The 21,549-nt window shown below is 43.9% G+C and carries 25 protein-coding genes, 1 rRNA gene and 1 pseudogene; 16 read left to right on the top strand and 11 right to left on the bottom strand.

Annotated elements, in window-relative coordinates:
* Positions 1-51 precede the first annotated feature (51 nt).
* The 3 genes from HFELIS_RS09235 to HFELIS_RS06120 all read right to left on the bottom strand — a co-directional run bounded on the left by HFELIS_RS09235 (position 52) and on the right by HFELIS_RS06120 (position 2,932).
* A complete protein-coding gene (locus HFELIS_RS09235; RefSeq protein WP_013469674.1) occupies positions 52-357 on the bottom strand; it encodes a PIN domain-containing protein in 306 nt (101 codons plus the stop codon).
* 259 nt (positions 358-616) lie between these two features.
* Positions 617-1,276, bottom strand: coding sequence for a hypothetical protein (locus HFELIS_RS06125; RefSeq protein ID WP_013469673.1), 660 nt, complete (start codon positions 1,274-1,276; stop codon positions 617-619).
* A gap of 156 nt (positions 1,277-1,432) precedes the next feature.
* A 16S ribosomal RNA gene (locus HFELIS_RS06120) occupies positions 1,433-2,932 on the bottom strand.
* 819 nt (positions 2,933-3,751) lie between these two features.
* Between HFELIS_RS06120 and HFELIS_RS09560 the strand changes: the two are divergent.
* Both HFELIS_RS09560 and HFELIS_RS06110 read left to right on the top strand, forming a co-directional pair.
* Positions 3,752-3,933, top strand: a pseudogene (locus tag HFELIS_RS09560) (hypothetical protein).
* A 122-nt stretch (positions 3,934-4,055) separates the two neighbouring features.
* Positions 4,056-4,442: a hypothetical protein gene (locus HFELIS_RS06110; RefSeq protein WP_013469672.1), complete on the top strand. Its 387-nt coding sequence runs from the start codon at positions 4,056-4,058 to the stop codon at positions 4,440-4,442.
* 188 nt (positions 4,443-4,630) lie between these two features.
* Here the strand turns inward: HFELIS_RS06110 and HFELIS_RS06105 are convergent, their stop codons facing one another.
* Positions 4,631-5,356 (bottom strand): hypothetical protein, encoded by a 726-nt coding sequence (locus HFELIS_RS06105; protein WP_013469671.1) that lies wholly within the window; start codon positions 5,354-5,356, stop codon positions 4,631-4,633.
* 72 nt (positions 5,357-5,428) lie between these two features.
* On the opposite strand from HFELIS_RS06105, the gene HFELIS_RS06100 reads away from it, so the two are divergent.
* The 12 genes from HFELIS_RS06100 (at position 5,429) to mnmE (ending at position 12,841) form a co-directional block, all read left to right on the top strand.
* The gene (locus tag HFELIS_RS06100; RefSeq protein WP_013469670.1) at positions 5,429-5,914 is read left to right on the top strand and encodes a peptidylprolyl isomerase; all 486 of its coding nucleotides are present in this window, start codon (positions 5,429-5,431) and stop codon (positions 5,912-5,914) included.
* 11 nt (positions 5,915-5,925) lie between these two features.
* Positions 5,926-6,168 (top strand): carbon storage regulator, encoded by a 243-nt coding sequence (locus HFELIS_RS06095; RefSeq protein WP_013469669.1) that lies wholly within the window; start codon positions 5,926-5,928, stop codon positions 6,166-6,168.
* Positions 6,165-6,950, top strand: coding sequence for a 4-(cytidine 5'-diphospho)-2-C-methyl-D-erythritol kinase (locus tag HFELIS_RS06090; protein WP_013469668.1), 786 nt, complete (start codon positions 6,165-6,167; stop codon positions 6,948-6,950). The genes HFELIS_RS06095 and HFELIS_RS06090 overlap by 4 nt, the downstream gene beginning before the upstream one ends.
* Entirely contained in the window at positions 6,947-7,408 is a 462-nt protein-coding gene (gene smpB / locus HFELIS_RS06085; protein WP_013469667.1) for an SsrA-binding protein SmpB, read from the top strand. Before HFELIS_RS06090 ends, smpB begins: the two co-directional genes overlap by 4 nt.
* A gap of 14 nt (positions 7,409-7,422) precedes the next feature.
* Positions 7,423-7,878 carry a TonB-system energizer ExbB gene (exbB, locus tag HFELIS_RS06080; RefSeq protein ID WP_104579071.1) on the top strand — a complete coding sequence of 152 codons (456 nt, stop codon included), beginning with the start codon at positions 7,423-7,425 and terminating at the stop codon, positions 7,876-7,878.
* A gap of 8 nt (positions 7,879-7,886) precedes the next feature.
* The gene (locus HFELIS_RS06075; RefSeq protein WP_013469665.1) at positions 7,887-8,285 is read left to right on the top strand and encodes an ExbD/TolR family protein; all 399 of its coding nucleotides are present in this window, start codon (positions 7,887-7,889) and stop codon (positions 8,283-8,285) included.
* A gap of 65 nt (positions 8,286-8,350) precedes the next feature.
* A complete protein-coding gene (gene rpmH, locus HFELIS_RS06070; protein ID WP_013469664.1) occupies positions 8,351-8,485 on the top strand; it encodes a 50S ribosomal protein L34 in 135 nt (44 codons plus the stop codon).
* On the top strand, positions 8,485-8,853 hold the full coding sequence (rnpA, locus tag HFELIS_RS06065; RefSeq protein ID WP_013469663.1) for a ribonuclease P protein component: 369 nt from the start codon (positions 8,485-8,487) through the stop codon (positions 8,851-8,853). Before rpmH ends, rnpA begins: the two co-directional genes overlap by 1 nt.
* Positions 8,843-9,172, top strand: a complete 330-nt coding sequence (gene yidD, locus HFELIS_RS06060) for a membrane protein insertion efficiency factor YidD (protein WP_013469662.1) — start codon at positions 8,843-8,845, stop codon at positions 9,170-9,172. Before rnpA ends, yidD begins: the two co-directional genes overlap by 11 nt.
* Entirely contained in the window at positions 9,159-10,817 is a 1,659-nt protein-coding gene (gene yidC, locus HFELIS_RS06055; protein ID WP_013469661.1) for a membrane protein insertase YidC, read from the top strand. The genes yidD and yidC overlap by 14 nt, the downstream gene beginning before the upstream one ends.
* Positions 10,795-11,493 carry a Jag N-terminal domain-containing protein gene (locus HFELIS_RS06050; RefSeq protein ID WP_013469660.1) on the top strand — a complete coding sequence of 233 codons (699 nt, stop codon included), beginning with the start codon at positions 10,795-10,797 and terminating at the stop codon, positions 11,491-11,493. Before yidC ends, HFELIS_RS06050 begins: the two co-directional genes overlap by 23 nt.
* Positions 11,468-12,841 (top strand): tRNA uridine-5-carboxymethylaminomethyl(34) synthesis GTPase MnmE, encoded by a 1,374-nt coding sequence (mnmE, locus tag HFELIS_RS06045; protein ID WP_013469659.1) that lies wholly within the window; start codon positions 11,468-11,470, stop codon positions 12,839-12,841. The genes HFELIS_RS06050 and mnmE overlap by 26 nt, the downstream gene beginning before the upstream one ends.
* On the opposite strand, the gene HFELIS_RS06040 is transcribed toward mnmE, so the two are convergent.
* The 5 genes from HFELIS_RS06040 to HFELIS_RS06020 are packed head-to-tail and all read right to left on the bottom strand — an operon-like array spanning position 12,842 to position 17,930.
* Positions 12,842-14,515 (bottom strand): hypothetical protein, encoded by a 1,674-nt coding sequence (locus HFELIS_RS06040; RefSeq protein WP_041302854.1) that lies wholly within the window; start codon positions 14,513-14,515, stop codon positions 12,842-12,844. It lies immediately after the preceding gene.
* A gap of 42 nt (positions 14,516-14,557) precedes the next feature.
* Positions 14,558-15,553: a hypothetical protein gene (locus HFELIS_RS06035; protein ID WP_041302853.1), complete on the bottom strand. Its 996-nt coding sequence runs from the start codon at positions 15,551-15,553 to the stop codon at positions 14,558-14,560.
* Positions 15,544-16,734, bottom strand: a complete 1,191-nt coding sequence (locus HFELIS_RS06030; protein ID WP_013469656.1) for an HD domain-containing protein — start codon at positions 16,732-16,734, stop codon at positions 15,544-15,546. Before HFELIS_RS06030 ends, HFELIS_RS06035 begins: the two co-directional genes overlap by 10 nt.
* Complete coding sequence (locus HFELIS_RS06025) at positions 16,731-17,336, bottom strand: TerD family protein (RefSeq protein WP_013469655.1); 606 nt, start codon at positions 17,334-17,336, stop codon at positions 16,731-16,733. Before HFELIS_RS06025 ends, HFELIS_RS06030 begins: the two co-directional genes overlap by 4 nt.
* 9 nt (positions 17,337-17,345) lie before the next feature.
* Positions 17,346-17,930, bottom strand: coding sequence for a TerD family protein (locus HFELIS_RS06020; protein WP_013469654.1), 585 nt, complete (start codon positions 17,928-17,930; stop codon positions 17,346-17,348).
* Positions 17,931-18,043: 113 nt separating this feature from the next.
* Here HFELIS_RS06020 and HFELIS_RS06015 point away from each other — a divergent pair, with 113 nt between their 5' ends.
* Positions 18,044-19,042, top strand: coding sequence for a HoxN/HupN/NixA family nickel/cobalt transporter (locus tag HFELIS_RS06015; RefSeq protein WP_013469653.1), 999 nt, complete (start codon positions 18,044-18,046; stop codon positions 19,040-19,042).
* Positions 19,043-19,141: 99 nt separating this feature from the next.
* Positions 19,142-20,170, top strand: a complete 1,029-nt coding sequence (locus HFELIS_RS06010; RefSeq protein WP_013469652.1) for a HoxN/HupN/NixA family nickel/cobalt transporter — start codon at positions 19,142-19,144, stop codon at positions 20,168-20,170.
* Here the strand turns inward: HFELIS_RS06010 and HFELIS_RS06005 are convergent.
* The gene (locus HFELIS_RS06005; RefSeq protein ID WP_013469651.1) at positions 20,136-20,945 is read right to left on the bottom strand and encodes an urease accessory protein UreD; all 810 of its coding nucleotides are present in this window, start codon (positions 20,943-20,945) and stop codon (positions 20,136-20,138) included. The genes HFELIS_RS06010 and HFELIS_RS06005 overlap by 35 nt on opposite strands.
* Entirely contained in the window at positions 20,945-21,544 is a 600-nt protein-coding gene (gene ureG, locus HFELIS_RS06000) for an urease accessory protein UreG (protein ID WP_013469650.1), read from the bottom strand. The genes HFELIS_RS06005 and ureG overlap by 1 nt, the downstream gene beginning before the upstream one ends.
* Positions 21,545-21,549: the final 5 nt, after the last annotated feature.

Below are 21,549 nucleotides of genomic sequence, written 5' to 3'. Positions count from 1 at the left end.
TTTGAGCTTGAGCTTGGATATAAAATGCGCAAAAATAGAGTTACAAGAGATTTAAAACTTGGAGATTTTATTAACACCTAAGCAAGAGAGTCTTGAGCCTGCTCTAAGACAACGAAGTCTTAAAGGTTTCTCTATTGCTCTTAATCTCAAGTTGATGCAGAACCGCAAGAGATCGATGTGTAGAGATAAATCTTCGGACACATCTCGTATTAAAGGGTCTAGTTGAACAATCACCCTATCTTGTTCGGCAAATTTAATAGTAGAGACAAAGCCGCTATCATTGGCAATTAAAATAATCTTTTCGACCTGCTTTTTAATAGTAGTAGCCAAAGAAGCGATATCTAAACCAATTTTCATATCTACCCCCTTTTTGGTGCAGGTTGAGCTGAAAATCCCCGTCGTTCAAGTCTTTTACAGATTTAGCTAAATTGGTGAGCACAGGGTGATCTTGGAGATGGGAGTAGCACACCCTAAGAAAAAATCCAATTCACTAAAGTGGCTACTTTTTTTGGGCAAACGAACATTGAAAAATTGAACGCTCTAGGAATCTTGGGCTACCTATACCAACACAACACCGAGCCAGCCGGCTAGTTGTATCAAACTTTCTTGGAGGTTCTCAAATTTCTAAGGATAATCTAATTTTCTCGCATAAATTTTCAATATCTAAACGATCTTTGGCATTGTCTAAAAGCTCAAATTCTCGTTTCTGAAAATCAATGCAGTGCAATAACTCAAAAATGATAGATTTATCTTTATAAGGAGCGACTAGACACATACTAGAACAATGGAAATTAGCACAAGAGAGCACAATAAAAGTATTGCAAGGGTGCAATAAGGGGTTTTTGTTGTGTAGCTTGAGCTTGATTACATCCCCAAAAGTGATTTGTTTGGCATGCTTGTTTTTATGGGATTCGCTCTGCAAAATAGCTTTCTTTAAAAAATACTCCACAAGGGGTTTTCTATGTGCCGATACAGGTTTAGCAATAAATACCTTGAGCAACCCAGCACTGAGCCCTGTTTCCATCGTATTGTTTTCTAAAATCTGTGTCTTTGGAACGATCCGCAGTTGATCGATCATCACTTCAATCAATTTCCCATGATCATTTATAATGTAATTTTTATGCGAAGGGTATTCTTTAGCTTGTTTATTCTGTGTTGTTTGTGGAAAGGCTAGGAAAAAATCTCTACCTTCATAAATGATAAAGTGAGGGCGTTTTTCTTTTTGTTCATGCCCCTCAGCATATTTATCTTGATACCAAACTAAATCAATAGGCATGCTAACATTCTTTATGCAAAATTCCTATTTTATCAAATTTAGCAAATAAAGCAAAAAAATTCAGAAAGATTAAAGATTTTGAAAGATCTTTAACACCTAAGCAAGAGAGCCTTGAGCCTGCCTTTAGACAACGAAGTCTTAAAGGGTTTCTCTAAGAAAGGAGGTGATCCAACCGCAGGTTCACCTACGGTTACCTTGTTACGACTTCACCCCAGTCGCTGTGTGTGCCGTGGGCAGTAGCTACCTTAGCATCCTGACTTAAGGCAAACACAACTCCCATGGTGTGACGGGCGGTGAGTACAAGACCCGGGAACGTATTCACCGCAACATGGCTGATTTGCGATTACTAGCGATTCCAGCTTCATGCAGGCGAGTTGCAGCCTGCAATCCGAACTGAGAGGCGTTTTTAAGATTGGCTCAACCTCGCGGCATTGCATCTCTTTGTGCACCCCATTGTAGCACGTGTGTAGCCCTAGGCGTAAGGGCCATGATGACTTGACGTCGTCCTCACCTTCCTCCTGCTTACGCAGGCAGTATTCTTAGAGAGCTCAGCACTACCTGTTAGCAACTAAGAAAGAGGGTTGCGCTCGTTGCGGGACTTAACCCAACATCTCACGACACGAGCTGACGACAGCCGTGCAGCACCTGTTTTCAGGGTCTAGCAAGCTAGACACTCCACTATTTCTAGCAGATTCCTTCAATGTCAAGCCTAGGTAAGGTTCTTCGTGTATCTTCGAATTAAACCACATGCTCCACCGCTTGTGCGGGTCCCCGTCTATTCCTTTGAGTTTTAATCTTGCGACCGTACTCCCCAGGCGGGATGCTTAAGGCGTTAGCTGCATTACTGGGGGGACAAAGCCCCCCAACAACTAGCATCCATCGTTTAGGGCGTGGACTACCAGGGTATCTAATCCTGTTTGCTCCCCACGCTTTCGTGCAATCAGCGTCAGTATTGTTCCAGCAGGTCGCCTTCGCAATGAGTATTCCTCTTGATCTCTACGGATTTTACCCCTACACCAAGAATTCCACCTACCTCTCCCACACTCCAGAGTTGTAGTTTCAAATGCAGTTCTATGGTTAAGCCATAGGATTTCACATCTGACTTACAACCCCGCCTACGCACTCTTTACGCCCAGTGATTCCGAGTAACGCTTGCACCCTCCGTATTACCGCGGCTGCTGGCACGGAGTTAGCCGGTGCTTATTCGTCAGATACCGTCATTATCTTCTCTGACAAAAGGAGTTTACAATCCTAAAACCTTCATCCTCCACGCGGCGTTGCTGCTTCAGGCTTGCGCCCATTGAGCAATATTCCCTACTGCTGCCTCCCGTAGGAGTCTGGACCGTGTCTCAGTTCCAGTGTGTCCGTTCACCCTCTCAGGCCGGATACCCGTCATAGCCTTGGTGAGCCTTTACCTCACCAACAAGCTGATAGGACATAGACCAATCCTTTAGCGATAAATCTTTCCCCCGTAGGGTAGTATTTGGTATTAATCACCATTTCTAGTGGCTATCCCAAACTAAAGGGCATGTCATCTATGCGTTACTCACCCGTGCGCCACTAATCCGCCTAGCAAGCTAGGCTTCATCGTTCGACTTGCATGTATTAGGCACGCCGCCAGCGTTCACTCTGAGCCAGGATCAAACTCTCCATAAAGTTTAAATCCTAAACTGGCTCTGTGCTCATAGATTTCTCTACAAGCACACAAGATTACTCTGTATAGACAAGTTGTGTCAATAACTAGAGTTCTTTAGCCAAAAACAAAAATCAAAAAACAAATTTTGGCTACAAGACTCTCTTGCTTAAATGTCAAAGATCGTTGCGTATGAAGTTTTAGCTTTTTCAACAGCCTTAACTTTGGCAAAACGCGATTATAGGATTTTAAAGCTTAAGGGGGGCTTAAAGTATTGAAGGGGTTTGTGTAGTCCAGCCTCTTTGTTTTATTCGTAACATTAAATCTCAATTTATTGTTTCGATCTAGAATTGAAGCTGACTTGAGATTGGGATTTTATAACTTAAAAATGCCTAAAGGTCGTTATGTGGATACCCTCACTATCAATTGGCATATCACAGAAGCTTGTAATTTCCAGGTAAGTATTGCTTTGCAAAATGGACAAGACATGATCAAAAAGAGATCTTGCATATGCCCTTCAAAGTGGGGCTTCTTTTAGAGGAAATTTCGTAATTGCCCTCTTTGCTGGATTTTAAGGTTTTGCGTCTCAACTTGGTGGGCGGTGAAATATTTTTATACTCAAAACCACTTTTACACATCCTGCAAGGAGCCAAGGCTAGAAACATGCATTTATCTGCCATCACTAATGGTAGTCTTTTAAATCAGCGTTTAAGACTCCTCGGCAGAAATCCCACTCGTCTTTAGCGGGTGGGATGAATGCCACTAATTCGTGGTATAATGCCTGCGTACATTTGTATCTACGGCAGGAAGTGCCGAAAGTTACGCCTTTGGAGATACGATGTGTGAGACCTGTAGGGAATGCGTTGGAGCTCAAACTCTGTAAAATCCCTACTATAGGGCACAGAGCGAGAACCAAACTCTCCCTACGGGCAACATCGGCCAAGGAAGCCCAAATGTCTTTAGCATTTGGGTACTTCACACGAACTCATTGCAACCTATTTTGAAACCATTGGCTTTAGTGTAGACTCCCTAAATGCCACGACGAACACAGCCATTGGGCGTGGCATTAAGAGAAAAGCAATGGATATCGCACAAATTAAAGCGGATATTAGTTCCACTCGCGCGTGCAATCCCCAAATGCAATAAATGCAATTAAAAATTAATACGGTTGTCAATTCATACAACTATGGGGAATACCTTGGGGATTTTATTCAAAGCGTCCAGCCCCACAAATGGAAAATTTTTAAAATGCTCCCCATCATCGATCGAAGTTTGGCGATCAATGATAAAGAATTTCAAGCATTTTTAGATAGACACCAACAATTCGCCTCGATCATCAGCTCGGAAAACAACGATGAGATAACACATTCTTACTTGATGCTCGATCCCTTTGGGCGTTTCTTCCAAAACCGCAAAGAGCAAGAGGGTTATATTTACAGCGCACCCATCATAGAAACAGGCATCCAAAAAGCATTAAAACAGATTCCCTTTAGTTTAGAAAAATTTTCGCAACGCTACTTAAACACGCAATGATCCCTAAACCACACTACAAAGGTGGCTTAAAGGCTAAAACATGCCACCATCGTTATTAAGAAAATCTTAAAACGCGCCTACACAGGGTTATCAGGCTTGCAACACTCAAGGCAGAACAAACCCTTTTGTCTGCTCTTGTTTGATGAGCTTAAAAAGCGTGCCTAAGGCAAAACAAAAGAAAACTCTGTTTAGAAAAGTTTGCGTTCTTTGAGGGTTTTTAAAAAGCTTAGTATGGTTTCTTTTTTGATAACCCATGCGTTGCGCTCATTTGCACTGATTAGGCCGGCAAAAACGCCATTAGCTCCAAAAAGAGGACGGCCATAGGGAATCTTAATGGATTTAAGGGAGATGGATAAAGCTTGAATTTGAAAAGCATTCTTTGGATTCACTTGAGGATAATAGAGGGGGAATGTAGGGGAAGCTGTTTGTTCCAAAGGATTCTGTGCGTATTTTCTATAAATACGTGCATGGTAGTAGCTCTCGGGCCTAATTTGGCAACCATCGTTAGTAAATACATGGGTGGAGAGCAACGCAAGACCCCGGTTGCGATCGATGGCTTTAACGCGCAAACGGGCCACACAAATGAGCATAGGCGCGCTATCATCTTGCATTTTGGCCATGATAGTTTGGGCATACATGCCCCGGTCAAAAACAAGGGTGGACGCAGTAAGATAGTGCCCGTTTGGGAGCAAGAGAGCATAACCTTGTTTGTAGTGGCCATCGTCAAAATAAGCTGTCAGAAACACACTGCTATAAATCCATTGAGGAATGGCACTTAAACGACGAGGAGGAGATTTTTTTTTCTTAGTTGGAGGTGTAGAAGTGGGAGATGATCTATGAATGAGGGAGGCATTCAGTCCTTCAGCAGACATGCCTAAAACCAAGAGAGATAACAAAGCACAAAGTCGCAACATCTGCACAAACCCATATGATTTTAAGCTCAAATCGGTAAAATGCCCTGATTATTTAGCAATGAAGGTATAATAATGAAACCACTTAAAACTTATAAGATCGATCCTAAAGCACTTGCTACTTATGGCTATGCTACCATTCTTACAAATAAAGGAAAAATTAAGATTCGCTTGTTTGGCGCAGACGCTCCTCAGACTGTGAGCAATTTTGCCACTTTAGCCAAGGAGGGTTTTTATAACGGCTTGAGCTTTCACCGCGTGATTGCCGGGTTTGTCGCACAAGGGGGTTGCCCTTTTGGTACAGGCACAGGCGGACCAGATCATCGTATTAAGTGTGAAGTGCAAAATAACCCTCACAAGCATAAAAGAGGAGCGTTGAGCATGGCGCATGCGGGCAGAGACACGGGGGGAAGTCAGTTCTTTTTATGTTTTGCACCCCAACCTCATTTAGATGGTGAGCATACGGTTTTTGGACAAATTGAGGATGCGGAGAGTCTTAAGGTCTTGGATTCTCTGCAACAAGGCGATGTGATGGAAACAATTCAGATCACAAATGACTAGGATTTAATGCAGTGTTGATTCTAGCTAGAAAGCTTGGAGAGGGGGTTGTCATTGGTGAAGATATTTACCTTAAGGTCATTTCTATTGACAAGGGAAGTGTAAAATTGGGGTTTCAGGCCCCGCTCCGGACACTTATTTTGCGTTCTGAACTCAAAGAAGCGATCGCAACAGAAAATAAAAAGGCTTCCGAGAGTGTGGATGATTCTATTTTAGCAGGTATTGGAAAGTCTATTCGGTTAGGCAAATTGTCGTGAAAGCCTTTGAATTTGAGGTTTTTCCCAAGATCAATATTTTTTTAAAGCTTATTGGTCGTGAGGGTGGTTATCACACTCTTATCTCTAGGCTTGCATTAGTCAAAGATAGCTTTAAAGACTGGATAGCCGTAAAACCCTCTTCTTGCTTTTCACTTAAGGGCGATTTTAACTGCTCCTTGTCTCAAAATACGATCTACAAAATGCTACAAATCCTCAAAAATTATCTAAAACCCTCCCTAGCGTCTTGCTTAGAACAACTCAGTATTGAGGTGCAAAAAAATATCCCTGTAGGTGCAGGGCTTGGGGGGGGGAGTGCTGATGCTGGAGTGCTTTTAAAAGAACTTAATACGCATTTGGAGTTAGGTTTGAGTTTAGAGCAGTGTTATGATATTGGCGCACAAGTAGGGAGCGATGTGAATTTTTTTATCTCGGGTTTTTCAAGCGCAAATGTCTACCACTTTGGAGAAGTGGTCGAGTCTTTTGAGGAAAACCCTATCTCCATAGAAATTTGCACACCTTTAAATACCGCTTGTGAAACACCAAAAGTGTATCAGGCTTTTGATTCTCTCCCTCCACCTACAAAAACAGGGGAATCGTGGTCTGCCACGCGCAGTGCCGATCTCTTGAAAAATTTTACACAATCCACACTCAACGATCTTTACCGCCCTGCTACAACTCTCTATCCCACTCTTAGAGAGTTTGAAGCGGGTTTAGACCCTCAGTTTAAATGGTTTTTTAGCGGTAGTGGGAGCAGTTTTTTTAGACTCAAGGAAGAGGCGTGAGAGAAATTGCACGCAATAAAAAAGCTTTCTTTGACTATGAAATCTTAGAAACCTTAGAGGCCGGTATTGTTTTAGTGGGCTCTGAGGTTAAGGCCATCCGCGCGGGCAGAGTGAATCTCAAGGATAACTTTGTTAAGATCGTGCGAGGCGAAGCGTTTTTATTTGGCATGCATATTTCACATCTCAAGACAGCCAATGTTCATTATAAGCCTGAGGAAACGCGGGTGCGTAAATTGCTTTTACATAAAAAACAGCTCGCTAAATGGTTTGCTCAAGTAGGTCAACAACGCTTGAGTATTGTTGCCTTGAAACTTTATTTCAACCAGAGAAATAGAGCCAAACTTCAAATAGCGTTAGTAAAGGGTAAAAAACTCCATGATAAGAGGGAAAGCATGAAAAAGAAAGCGTTAGAAATAGACGCAAAAATGGCACTTAAAAATCATTCTAAGGGATTTTGATGCAAAGCATGATGATGAAGGACATGATAGATTATGGCATTTTAGGGTTTTTGGCGTTTTTGTCCGTGATTGTGATCGCCATTGGAATCGAGCGGGTATGGTTTTATGCTACCGTGCGCGTAGATGATTACAATGACAAGCGCAAGCTTGAATTGGATTTGCACCGCCGCTTGACTTTAGTGGCTACCATCGGCTCTAATGCGCCCTATATTGGTCTTTTGGGCACGGTTACGGGGATTATGATCACTTTTATTGAGTTAGGTTCTACGGGCTCTGTGGACACTAAGGCAATTATGGTGGGACTTGCCCTAGCGCTCAAAGCGACAGGCATGGGCTTGATTGTGGCCATCCCTTCAGTAGTGATCTATAACATGTTGGTGCGCAAAAGTGAAATTATTGTTACTAAGTGGGATATTTACCACCACCCCGCACAAGAAGAAGCTTCCTATAATCGTTTAGATGTAGACTAGGCGGATTTATGAAAAAAATCGATTCGATGAATGTGGTGCCTTTCATTGACATCATGCTGGTGCTCTTGGTGATCGTGCTCACCACTGCCTCTTTTGTCTCCACTTCTAAGCTCCCTATCAACATCCCCAAAGTGGATCAGAGTTCGGATAAATCCCAAGATGTGTTGCATAAAAAGCAGGTAAACATTGCTATCTCACGCAAGGGTGAATTTTACCTAGACAAAAAGAAGGTGAGTTTTGAAACGCTCAAACAGAGCGTATCTAAATACGCTAAAGACACCCCTATTATTCTGCAGGGCGATAAAAACAGCAATTTAGATAGCTTCGTTAAGGTAGTGGATCTTTTGCAGACCCATAAGCTCAATGAACTCTACATCTTAGTGGAAGACAAAAACAAAAATCCCTAATGCGCTTTAGATAGTTTTTAGCCGACATTGGCTAAAATGCGCACTTTGATTAAAAAGGACAGATAATGAAACGCACTTACCAACCCCATAATACGCCTCGCAAACGCACGCATGGATTTCTAACGCGCATGAAAACCAAGAACGGACGCAAGGTGATCAAAGCTAGAAGAGCAAAGGGCCGCAAAAAACTCGCCGTTTAATGGTGGTGTCTTTAAAAACCAGTCGTCAGTTTAGTTATGTTTATAAAAAGGGTGTCAAAAAACACCATGGACTTTTCATGCTGTATACCCTCCCTTTAAATTCTACACATAGGCACTTTTTAGGCATCCAAGAATCTGTATTGGGTTTGAGTGTGTCTAAAAAAGTCGGAAATGCCGTGCAGAGAAATTTAATTAAAAGACGGGTGCGCGCGATTTTTCAGCATTTGCCTCTCAAGACCCCCCAAGCAATCGTATTTGTAGCCAAGGCGGGTTTGCACCAACTTCCTTATATAACCTTACAGGATCATATCCGGCAATGCCTGTTTTCGCGCGCTTCTCAGAGGACTAAGAGGCATCATGGTCTCTAAGATTTTTTACACCATCTTGAGATTTTATCAATGGTTATCGCCTCTCAAGGGCAGGTGTTGCCGCTTTTACCCTAGTTGTTCTACCTATGCTCTTTGGCTCTTGCCTCACGAATCACTTGGGAAAGCCCTCTTGAAAATCACAAGGCGCATCTTCTGTTGCCATCCTTACCACAAAGGTGGCATCGATTACCCCTTAGGCACAAGACCCTTAACTCCTATTTTTAGCCCTCCCATTGCGCCTTTGTATTACCTAGTTCCCATTAACTCCACAAACCCAGTGCCCTACTACATTTTGAAGGTTCATAGTGAAAGAAAATAACCTCCGCCTTATTCTAGCAATCGCCCTCTCTTTCCTCTTTCTCGCCATTTACACTTATTTTTTTCAAACTCCTCAAAAAACACAAGTTCCTTCTATAAGCACCACTCAAGCCCCCTCTGCCCCTAGTCTAGCGCAAAGCACACCCACTCCTCAAGCTCCACTGGATAATACCCCCATTATTGCGCATATTCACTCTCCCTCTATAGAAATTGAAATCGATGCTTTAGGGCGCATTGCACAGGTTTATCTCAAAGATAAAAAATTTACCACGCATAAAGATGAGGGCTTTATCGATCATGTTAAACGTCTTATGGGAATGAATCACAAACCTCTAAAACCCCTAGAAAAACTTCCTCTCTTGGGTGAAGGAGCGCTCAAACCTCTTGAATTGCGCTTTGTAGATAGCACACTCAATCAAGAAGCTTTTCACACGCCTTATAAAACCTCGATCAACGATCTAAAACTTACCGATGACACACAGACCCTAACTCTCACCCAAGAACTCTCACAAGTGGTTGTCAAAAAAATATTAACCTTCCACACTAATTTAAGTTACGATCTCAAAGTAGAAATTCTCCCCAAAACCTCCGTAAATACTGCTTACATTCTTTCCAACGGAAGCCGCCCGGTAGCTGATGACGATGGATATGCTTTTCATGGGGTGTTGCTAGGCACACAAGAGAAAAAGTTAGAAAAGATCGAGGATGGGGATATTAAAGAAGCCAAATCATTTAAAGACATTGCTTTTATCGCTAGCGTAGATCGCTATTACACCTCTTTATTTTTCTCTACTACTCCTCTTGCAACTATTATAGATAGCCAAACAGGTACGAAAAACCCTCTCCCTTTTGTCTCTTTAAAAGGCAATGCTGATTTGCACGGCTATATCGGGCCTAAAGATCACCGCTTACTAGAGCAAATTTCCCCCATGCTTACCGATGTGATCGAATATGGAATGATTACCTTTTTTGCTAAACCGGTGTTCTTGCTCTTGGATTATCTATATCGCTACACACATAACTGGGGCTGGGCAATCATCTTACTCACCCTCATCATACGCATTATCCTCTATCCTTTGAGCTATAAGGGTATGGTGAGTATGCAAAAGATCAAAGACTTGACTCCCAAAATGAAGGAATTACAAGAGAAATACAAAAGCGACCCGCAAAAACTCCAAATGCATATGATGCAACTTTATAAAAAACACGGGGCTAACCCTTTGGGGGGATGCTTGCCCCTACTCTTACAAATCCCAGTTTTCTTTGCTATTTACCGCGTGCTTTACAACGCTGTCGAGCTCAAAAGCGCGGAATGGATTTTTTGGATTCATGATCTCTCTTTGATGGACCCCTATTTTATTTTACCCATTTTAATGGGAATCTCTATGTATGCCCAACAAGTCCTCACCCCCAGCACGATTACAGACCCCACACAGGCCAAGATTTTTAAAATGCTCCCTCTCTTTTTCACCCTATTTTTGATCACTTTCCCGGCTGGTTTAGTCCTTTATTGGACCATTAATAATCTTTTCTCAATCCTACAGCAATGGGGTATTAATCAAATGCTAGATCGCAAAAAAGCGCAAGAAATCCAAGCGCATAAATCTGTGCGCAAGGCTTTAGATGATCACCATCACCGCTCCTAGTTTAGAAAAAGCTCTGCTGAAGGCTTCTATAGAATTAGCCTGTCCGATTGGCGATTTGGAATACGACATTGTTCAAGTCCCTAGCAAAGGCTTTTTGGGCTTTGGCAAAAAAGAAGCCATCTTACAAGTGCGCCTCAAGCAAAAAAACCCGCCTCCAGCTCCCCCTCCCCCCCCTCCTCCTTTGCCTAAAGAGGTTTCCCCCTCTAGTCCTACGGATAAAATTACAGAAATCCAAACCGAATTAATGGCCTTGCTCTCCTGCATTCCCTATCAAATCGATTCGATTAAGGTGGAGCTCTACGACACCCAGACTCTTTTGATCAAAATTGATGGGCAGGATTGCGCCTTGCTCATTGGGGAAAAGGGATACCGCTACAACGCTCTTTCCTACTTGCTTTTTAATTGGATACATCCCAAATACGGCTACAATATCCGCTTAGAGGTAGCTAATTTTCTCAAAGAGCAAGAAGAGATGATTGAAAATTATCTTCAAAGTGTGATTATGATGGTCCATGAGGTGGGCAAGGCTAAAACCAAGCCTTTAGATGGTGTGTTGTTACACATTGCCCTAAAACGCCTGCGAGAGACCTTTCCAAATAAATATGTCAGCTGTCAGAATAAAGTAGGTGGCCAATGTTGTGTTGTGGTGAATGATTTCTACAAACCCCAATCCTAGCACCATTGCTGCTATCGCCACTTCGCCCGGGCGCGCAGCAATTTCTATTATCAAAATCAGTGGCCCGGATAGTCTTGCGATTTTGCGCGCCCTCACCCACAAGCTCGATTTTAGCCCCAGAAGGGCGACTTTGGTGTGCATTTATGACCAACAGGGCGATCTTTTGGATCAGAGTTTAGCTCTTTATTTTAAAGCCCCACACAGCTACACGGGTGAGGATGTGGTAGAAATCCAATGCCATGGAGGGGTGGTGGTAGCCAAGCTGATCTTGCAGGCTTGTTTGCAGGCCGGGGCGAGTTTAGCACAGGGGGGCGAGTTTAGCAAACGGGCTTTTTTGAATGGGCGGATGGACTTTTCACAAATCCAAGCCTTAGGCACTCTTTTAGAGGCTAATAGCGCGCGCATGGTCAAGGCGATGGCACGGCAACTTAAAGGCGAACTTAGGGATTTTGTAACACACACCCGCCATGATATTTTGGCTCTACTAGCTAGCAGTGAAGCGCTTATCGATTATGCCGAGGAAGATTTGCCTTTAGACTTATATCCCCGTATGCACGCCCAGCTACAAGCCATTCTAGCCAAACTAGAAAACACTTTAGATGTTTCTCGCAATGCCCGCATAGAGGGGTATTGTCTTGGTTTGGTAGGAAAACCCAATGTGGGTAAAAGTTCCCTTCTGAATGCGCTGTTACTCAAGGATCGCGCGCTGGTGAGTTCTATAGCGGGCACGACTAGAGACACCATTGAGGAATACCTAGAATTGCAGGGCATAAGCCTTAAGCTCATCGACACGGCTGGAATCCGCACAGCGCAAGATGCTATCGAACAACTAGGGATTGCTAAAAGTCTTAAAAGCTTACAGGAGAGTGATATCGTCCTAGCTATCTTTGATCTCTCCACACCCTTAGAAAGTCAAGATAGGCAAGTGATCGCCCTTCTTTTAGAACACGCCAAAAATATCATTGTGGTTTTTAACAAAAGCGATTGCCCTGCGCAATTAGACACGCAAGAAGTTTTAAACCTCCTGCAAGGCAAGTTTTCTAGTGCCCTCACACTAAGCACCACCAACCCCACCCACTGCCTCCAATCTCTGCGCCAAGCCCTGACACCTCTTTTAGAAGACAATCCGCATGACACGCTTATCTGTGCTTCCCTAGCCCAACAACAAGCCCTAGAGTCTACGATTTCCCACCTCAACCATGCACAAAGTTTGCTAGCAACCCAAGAACTCGAGCTATTTTCCTACCATCTACAAGATGCGCTCAACTCTTTGGCTACTATCACTCAGCCCTATAATGTCGAAGAAATGTTAGATTCTATGTTTTCGCAATTTTGTTTAGGCAAGTGATCAAAACACCCAACCATAGTTAAAGAATACATTAAAATGGCGCACGCCATCATAGAGAGTCATACTTCCCATTAAATTCTTTGTATTAATAGTAAAGTGTAGGGGTTTTTGTAGCAGGGGGAAAGATGCTCCGATGCTGTATTTGGAGTGCTTGTAGCGGTAGTTAAAGCCCGTGGTCGCCTCTAAATTCCACGCATTAAAAAAAATTGTCTCTAAAAAATACATGTCCCACAACGCCCGCACACCTCCAAAAATCCCAAAGGCACTTTGGAAAGTTTTTTTAGAGATTTTAACGCGCTTCTTTTTCTTTTTGAGATAGGTATAATGGGTTTTATAAGTGGTTTTAAAATCTATCAAAATATCCATACCCGCACCCAGCCCCACTTGTGAAATCTTCTTGATATAGCCCAGACGTTTAGAAAAGTTGTATTTGGCGATGCCATAGTAAGACAAACCCACTACATTATTAAAATACTGCTGGTAACCACTTTTGAGATTGAAACCCACCATCGCGTCCGTGCTCACACCCTCAGAGGGTAGAGAATGAGAAAGGGCTTGTATAAAGCTGGAATTGTAAATAGGATTTGGCACTTGAGCGATTTGGGTGTAATTGATGGGGAGCTTGTTAGCCTCTCCTAATTGTTTCCATGCCTTGATCCCTAGCTCTACTAAACCCTCATCTTTGCCATTATTTTTTTTGCCATAAGTCATGTTGCCCTCATGTCCATAGCCCTTTGTGTGTCCAAATTCGTGTAAGATCACTTCCATAGGCCATTGCCAACCGCTTTTGTAATTTGTCCATGTGTTTACAGATTTTGGATTGATCAAGTTTGGTTGGACTCCAAAAATACTAGGGCTGGCCAATCCATCAATGCTTTCCTTCCCTGCTACAGGACTCAATACAGCCAATCCAAAACTCGCATTAGCGCGGTAGGTGTCTAGCACTGTTTGAGCTGGAATTGTTACGGGTTTTTTATTATTGTCCACACTGTCATAAAAACAAAACTTTGCCTTTAAAACATTATCTGCAAAATCTTGCGAGCTGATCAAGTACGCAAGATTAAGCATAACATCTGTAAGCTCTTTGGCTTGCTGAGGAGTGGGAGTAAGCCACTTAGAATCAGGAGCTTTAAGAAAACCCAAATTCAAATTGACACTGATTTGACTTAAGGCATTTAAAACATTTTGCGTGGTGGGGTCGGAAGCATGGGTAGCCTGAACACTAAAGCTAGAGTTAAGGGGTGCGTTAGCTAAAGCGGGCAAGAGATCGGGTTTGATATAAGTTTGTGTGAATTTAGGTAGGTAAGGCACACTTGCGACTTTGATTTGATTTCCTTGTGGCGTTTTCATATAGATGTCCACATTGCTCAACGTATAGGGCAGGAAGTTTTTAATTTCCAATCCTTTAGGACCTAAGTTAATTTTTACAGGAGCGGTGGTGCTAAAACGTATGGCAGGGCTGGTAATATCTGTGTTTGTAAACAAGGCAGAAGCGTTTTGCATCAACACTTGAGCGCAAAGGACACCCAACGGGCAAAGAGGTTTTTGACGAATATTTTCTACGCTATCTAACATGCCCGTCATAAACCCTCCCTCTAAGAAGAATCCGCTCTTAGGGTGTGCCATACAAAAATCCCACCCTAAGAGCATCACAGCGCAAAAATACCCACGCAAAACAGCCTCCTAAGAAAAATAGGACATTCTAACTAAAATGCCTTAAGGGCTCCATGCAGGAAAACCATAGGCATTGAGCGGAAAATGCGCAGAATTAACCAATCTTGTGCTCAAAAAAGACATCCCCATTGCCATTGTTTCGTTGAGAAAATGCAGTTGGCGCGTCATCTCAAGCAACAATTCTAATTGTAGGGCTTGGGCTTGTTGGGTGTATTGGCTATAAGCTTGGGCTTGTTCAATGGGGTCTTGAGCCTCTTGAAGCTGACTAGCCAAAGTGGCGTGCAGGGTTTGCAGGCGCGTTTGCAGGGCATTAGGAGAGAAGAACGCGCGCATTTGCTGTGTGCGTGTGAATAAAGACGCTAAATTAGATTGTAGGCGGGCGTGTTGCGCCTCTTGTAAATTAAAGCGCGCGCGATCGTATAGTGTCTGAAGCGCGCTATAGCGTTTAAAATCTCCAGCTAACAAGGCAGTTTGCATTTCTTTGACTCTATGATCTTGGTTTTGCTGGGCTTGGTCTTGTAAACTTGCCTCACACAGAAAAAACGCACGAGCAAAGCCTGTAAGAGGCGCGTTTTGTGGATTATGCTCCAAGTTTTCTAAAAGAATTTGCGCGCTTTGAGCCTGTTTGGAATGCCCTCTAATTTCTCCCCTCTCAAAGTCCAGCCAAGGACATTTTTGCTGGAGCGTGGCATAATGGCGTTTTTCTAAATCGCTATAGCGTTGTGCGAGCATATTAAAATTTGCTTGGCGTTTTTGAGCTTGCTCAAGTTGGGTTTGCAAATGTGCTAGCATGCTCTCTTGAGGGGCAAGACTACTAGCATGCAAAAAAGCCTCAGAGCGTTCTAAAGTTTTGCGCGCGGTTTCAAGAGTGGCTAACTGACCCTTAGCCTGCTCAAGCAAATGCCCATAAAGGCGCAAGCTCTCTTGTAATTTGGCGATGATGGTGCTTTCATTGGCGTTAGAAGTGGCGAGTTTGGCGTTAGCTTGGGTGTCTAGGGTGATGACTGCAGCTCCTTGTAGCCATGTGACTAAGAACAAGACCCATCGCATGCAAAATCGCCAAACAAAGCCCCCATATTCACGCCACACATAGATTTATGGGCGTATTTGCTCAGTATCTTTTCGGCTCCACATACCAGCACATCGCTACGCACCCCATGCGCTATAGACATCTGGGCCTCGATAAATGCGCTGAGTTGATCGCAAATTTTTAAGAGAGTCCCGCACACACTCTGATACTCATTGTGGTTATAGGTTTCCCATAGAGTGTCTAAGTCCACAATACGGGTTTGCTTGCTCTGTGGGTCGAGATAGCGATCTTTAAATTCCTCTTGGGTGAAGTAGAGCAGATCCGCCCTCAATTCAGGATTCACATAGCGCAAAAGTTTATTTTCCATCTCTTGGACTTCGATTTCTTTGAGATACGCATCCAAGCCCTCCACCCCGTGCTTGATGGGCGAAATAATATCGCGGGTCAAAATCTCAGGCAAATCGTGGAAGAGTCCGCCTAAAAAGTGGTTGATACGCATGCTCTCACACGCGTTCAGGTCAAAGCTCAGTAAAAAGGCGCACAGCGCGACATAGAGGGCATGCCCTAGCACGCTGGTAGGGGGCACGCGGGGGGTTTGACTCCAACGCTTTTGGAAGCGTAGCTGGGCAAACATGGAGGCGAGCAGTTTTAAATGGGGGACTTGGCTTAGGTGTTCTCCATCTTGCAAGAGGGCATTATCTAGGCTATCTTTAATCTCTTGCACCCCATACATTCTAGGGTTAGAATCGTAGATGAGGCTAAACTCCCATGCAGAAACATAATGGTGTGCTGCTCTTAAAAGGGTAAATTCTAAATCTTGTGGAGGGTGGCACAAATACGCGTGCAAATCCTCAAAAAGCGCATATCCCCGTAATTCTTCTTCCAACTCTCTTTGTACATAATCGGCCAAGGCTTGGCGGTGCGTTTCTAAAAGTTTATAATAAATAGGGGGTTTAATATCGGTGAGCACCACACGATTTAAAAATTCGTAAAAAAAGTAGGTGATGAGGCGGGAATAATTCACAGATTCGCGCGCATGTTTGGCAAGCAAGATCACCACCATCGCCTTATGCGCTTGTTTATCCAGTTCGCTAAACTCGACCGGGCAAGCTTGGTCATTCCAACGCCGAATCGAGGCGGCTATAAAAAGCCGTTTTAAAAGCTTGGGGTTGAGGTGAGGTTTTCTCAAAGATATTTGGGCACGGAGCGGACTAAAAGATTTTCTAGCTTATCGTCCGCAGTAGGTTCGCCAATGGCACTAAACTTCCACTCATCATTACGTTTGTAGAGCTTGCCCAAAATCATGGCCTCTTTGCCCGCAAAAGTCGCGTCTTTAGCGACATTGTAGGTTGCAAACACGCTATTAACGCGATCAGGGCTACCCTCATAAAGGCGGATACTCGCAAAGGGGATTTTATTAAAATCAATATGCGTATAAGAATTGAGCATAAAGACAATTTGATGCACGGCGGGGTCTAGGCTATCTAGGGCGATGTTGATCACCTCGTTATCTAGTCCATCATCTCCTCCCACATCCCCGGTGCGATCGTCCCCACTATGCCGAATCCCCGGAGCACTTTGCTTACCAAAATACACGCAATCTAATAAGTTTTTTTGCTCTCCAAAGAGGGCCACGCTCAAATCTAAATCCACTGCCTCAGTTTTGGTATTGCCAAAAAAGCCTTTTTTGCTGATGGCACCCCAATTAGCCCCCACGCAAAAGACCTTAAGCGCGCCTCCATCCTCTTTCTTGAGCGAAATTTTTTGCCCCTTGACTAGATTAACTGCCATGCCCTTATCCTAGCTCACCGCTACGCCAAATTCTTTACAAAAGCCTGCCAATCCATCCTTAAAGCCCGTGCCCACAGCCGCAAATTTCCATTCATTGCCTTCGCCGCGGTAGAGTCTGCCAAAGTTCAAAGCGGTTTCTACAGAAAAATCTTCTTCTAAATCGTAGCGCACAATTTCCTGCCCATCGTTTTCGTCCACCACACGCACAAACGCCTTACGCACCATGCCAAAGTTTTGCTTACGCACATCAGCTTCATGGATGGTTACCACAACATGGATTTCTGTAACATTGCTAGACACTTTTAAGAGATCGATTTTAATCACCTCGTCATCGCCTTCGCCAGCACCCGTCCTATTGTCTCCGGTGTGCACTACAGAGCCATCTTGACTAGAGAGATTTCCATAAAAGACAAAATCTTTTTCGTCATTGACTTTATTAGACGCATTGGTCAAAAAGACGGAGGCATCTAAATCAAAAGCACTGCCCGTATCGCTAGCATTCACATCCCAACCTAGCCCCACAAGGATTTTAGAGAGCCCGGGTTTTTCCTTGCTCAAAGAAACGCGTCCGCCTTTACTCAAACTAACAGCCATAGAAACTCCTCTTTTTGTAAATAAATCTCTCCACTTTATCATGGTTTAGTTAATGCGCATCGTTAAGACATTCTATGATAAAATATTACTAAAATTAAATGCAAGGTGGTTTTGTGCGTCAGTGGTTGCCTTATGTGCTCATCGTGATATTTTTACATGTGCTTGGTTTCGCTTTGCTTTTTATTGCAAACGATCCTAGATTTTATGCCACAGCTTCTTTTGCCTATTTGTTTGGAGCCAAACATGCCTTTGATGCCGATCACATTGCCTGCATTGATAACACCGTGCGTAAACTCTCTCAACAGCAAGAAAATGCTATGGGTGTGGGGTTTTATTTCTCTTTAGGGCATTCAAGCGTGGTAATTTTGATGACAATTGTGAGTGCTTTCGCCGTGCAATGGGCTAGCCAGCACACTCCCATGCTCAAAGAAATAGGAGGGGTGATAGGAACTTTAATCTCTGGTTTGTTTTTAATGATTGTGGGTATTTTAAATGCGGTGATCTTGGTGGATCTCTTTAAGATTTTGCAACGCACCCGCAACAATCAAGATTATAACCAAGAGGCGTTAGAAGCGATGCTACAGGATCGTGGCTTGATGAATCGCTTCTTCAAACCCCTGTTTGCTTTTGTGTCTAAAAGTTGGCATATTTATCCCATCGGATTTCTCTTTGGGCTGGGCTTTGACACCGCTAGCGAGATCGCGCTCTTAGGGCTAGCCAATGCCACGGTTAAAATGAGTGTTGTAGGCATGCTCTCCTTACCAATCTTGTTTGCCGCTGGGATGAGTTTATTTGATACCTGCGATGGAATTTTTATGGTGAAAGCTTATGATTGGGCGTTTAAAACCCCCTTGCGCAAGATTTACTACAATATCACTATCACGAGCCTAGCAGTGGTTGTTGCTTTAGTCATTGGCTTAGTAGAACTCTTCCAAGTGTTGAGCGAAAAAATGCATTGGGAACTTAGTGGGGTGCTGGGCTATATTCAAAATTTAGATTTTGGGGATTTGGGTTATTATTTGGTGGGGATGTTTTTACTGGTGTGGGCGATCTCCTATGGGATTTGGAAATTTGGACGCATTGAAGAGAGGTGGAGTGGGGGTGTGGCCTAAGCGGGTAAAAAATACACGCTTTTTACGCTTTTTTAGACAACACTGATAAATAATAATGGTTATCATGTTAGAATTTGCGAAAAATACGGAGATTCTAACATGTATGCTTGGTTACCTTATGGCGTGGTCATTACATTCTTGCACTTATTGGTTATTATCTTATTGGTTTTAGCAGACAATGCAACCCTCTATGGCACGGCTCTCACCGCTTACATCTTGGGGAGTCGCCACGCTTTTGATGCCGATCATATTGCCTGCATTGATAACACCGTGCGCAAACTTACCCAGCAAAAACAAGATGCTATGGGCGTAGGCTTTTACTTTTCTTTAGGGCATTCTAGCGTAGTGATTTTGGTAACTATTGTGAGTGCTGTTGCCTTTCATTGGATCAAGCAACACGCCCCTCTCTTAGAAGAAATCGGTGGAGCACTTGGCATGGGCATTGCGGGCGTTTTCTTGCTCTTAGTGGGTATTTTAAACACCTTTATCTTGATAGACCTCTTTAAAGTCTTGCATGCTAGCCGTGGAAACAAGCACAGTCAAGAGGCTTTAGAAACCATGCTTGATGAAAATAGTCTGATGAAACGCTTCTTTAGCTTTTTGTTTGGCTTCATTTCTAAAAGTTGGCATGTCTTTCCTGTAGGCTTTCTCTTTGGACTAGGTTTTGGCACGGCTAGCCAAATTGCTCTCTTGGCTTTAGCAAGCACGACCTTTGAAATCAGCATTTTAGGAATGTTGGCCCTGCCTCTTGCCTTTGCTGCAGGAATGACTCTCTTTGATACCTGCGATGGGATTTTTATGGTGAAAGCTTATGATTGGGCGTTTAAAACCCCTGTGCGCAAGATTTATTACAACATTACCATCACGAGTTTGGGGGTGGTTGTGGCTTTGGGGATTGGAACTATCCAGCTCTTCCAAATGTTGAGTGCCCAAATGCATTGGGAGTTTGGCGGTTTGTTAGGTTATATCCAAAACTTGGATTTTGAACATTTGGGTTACTACATTGTGGGCGTGTTTGTGTTGGTGTGGGCAATCTCTTATGGGATTTGGAAATTTGGGCGCATTGAAGAGAGGTGGAGCATGCCCTGTTCCCCTAGAGTAGGGCAGAGATCGCTTCGCGTAGATTGAGCAAGGGTTCAGAGCCACAGGCTAGGGCTTTGAGGCACAGACTGCTGTATTCTTGAGGCAAGCGGGAGGGCAGAGCACTGAGCCCGCCATTGAGCTTAGACTCTTCTAAGAGGGCTTGGATCGCCTCTTGTGCTAGCCGCTTGGTGAAGATGAGCATATTGAGATAGTGGGTGTAAGAATCGAACATGCATGGGTTGGTTAGTTCCATGCGCGCGGGGTCTAAAATCGTGTTATCCACAAAGAGGAGTTGGCAATTTTGGGAGTCTTGGTAACAGATCTCAAGCGTGGAATGGATTTTATTAAAGGCAAAGGCTTCCCCGTGCGCGATGCGCCCTGCTGCCATGATCTCGCTATAGAGCAACTCAGAATGAGGGTGTAGCACGATTTGCGTGTGGTTTTTAAAATGCGCGTTGGCAAAGGGAATGATGGGTAGGGGGGAAAAATCTAACAAAGCGTTTTCTTCCACCACCACATGCGTATCACGGCTAGCGTACCCATCTTCCGTATCAAAGATTTTTTCAAAACTCTGAGAAGAGAGTTTGAGTTGGCAACCCTTGCCTATTTCGATCTTAATATCCTGCGCATCGCCCTTCAGCATGCCCGCCCCCACGACTAAAAGCATGATCTCACTCAGCGCGCCTTTTTCATGGAAGGGAGGCATGAGCTTAAAGGGAGGACTAAAGTAGTTATCTGCGATCACGCAACGCCCATGTGCTCCGATCGCCGTCCTCAAATAGAGTTTAGAGGCTTGGGCGTAGGTAGTTTTGTGCTCCATTAGTCTTCTAACAGGGCGTATTTTTTGATCCAGCTAATCACCGCGTCCAAGCCCTCTTTAGAGCGGATATTGGTGAATAAAAAGGGTTTGTTGGGGCGCATTTTCTTAGAATCACGCTCCATCACGCCCAAATCCGCACCCACATAGGGAGCTAGATCGATCTTATTGATGATGAGCAGATCGGAGCGCGTGATGCCCGGTCCGCCCTTGCGTGGGATTTTATCTCCCTCTGCTACATCGATCACAAAGATCGTAAAGTCAGCTAGCTCGGGGTTAAAGGTGGTGGAGAGATTATCCCCTCCACTCTCAATGAACATGAGTTCAATATCGGGGAATTTGGCATGCAACTCCTCCACCGCCTCCAAGTTCATGGACGCGTCCTCTCTAATGGCAGTGTGCGGACATCCCCCAGTTTCTACCCCAATAATGCGCTCTCTGGGCATGACCGAATTTTTACATAAAAACTCTGCGTCCTCTTTGGTGTAGATATCGTTGGTGATCACCCCGATGCTGTATTCTTGGCTCATCGCGCGGGTGAGCGCCTCGATCAACGCCGTTTTGCCACTGCCCACAGGCCCGCAAACCCCTATTTTAACCATGATAA

Source organism: Helicobacter felis ATCC 49179 (genome assembly GCF_000200595.1).
In the GTDB taxonomy this organism is placed as follows: domain Bacteria; phylum Campylobacterota; class Campylobacteria; order Campylobacterales; family Helicobacteraceae; genus Helicobacter; species Helicobacter felis.
This window is presented reverse-complemented; position numbering and strand designations above follow the sequence as displayed.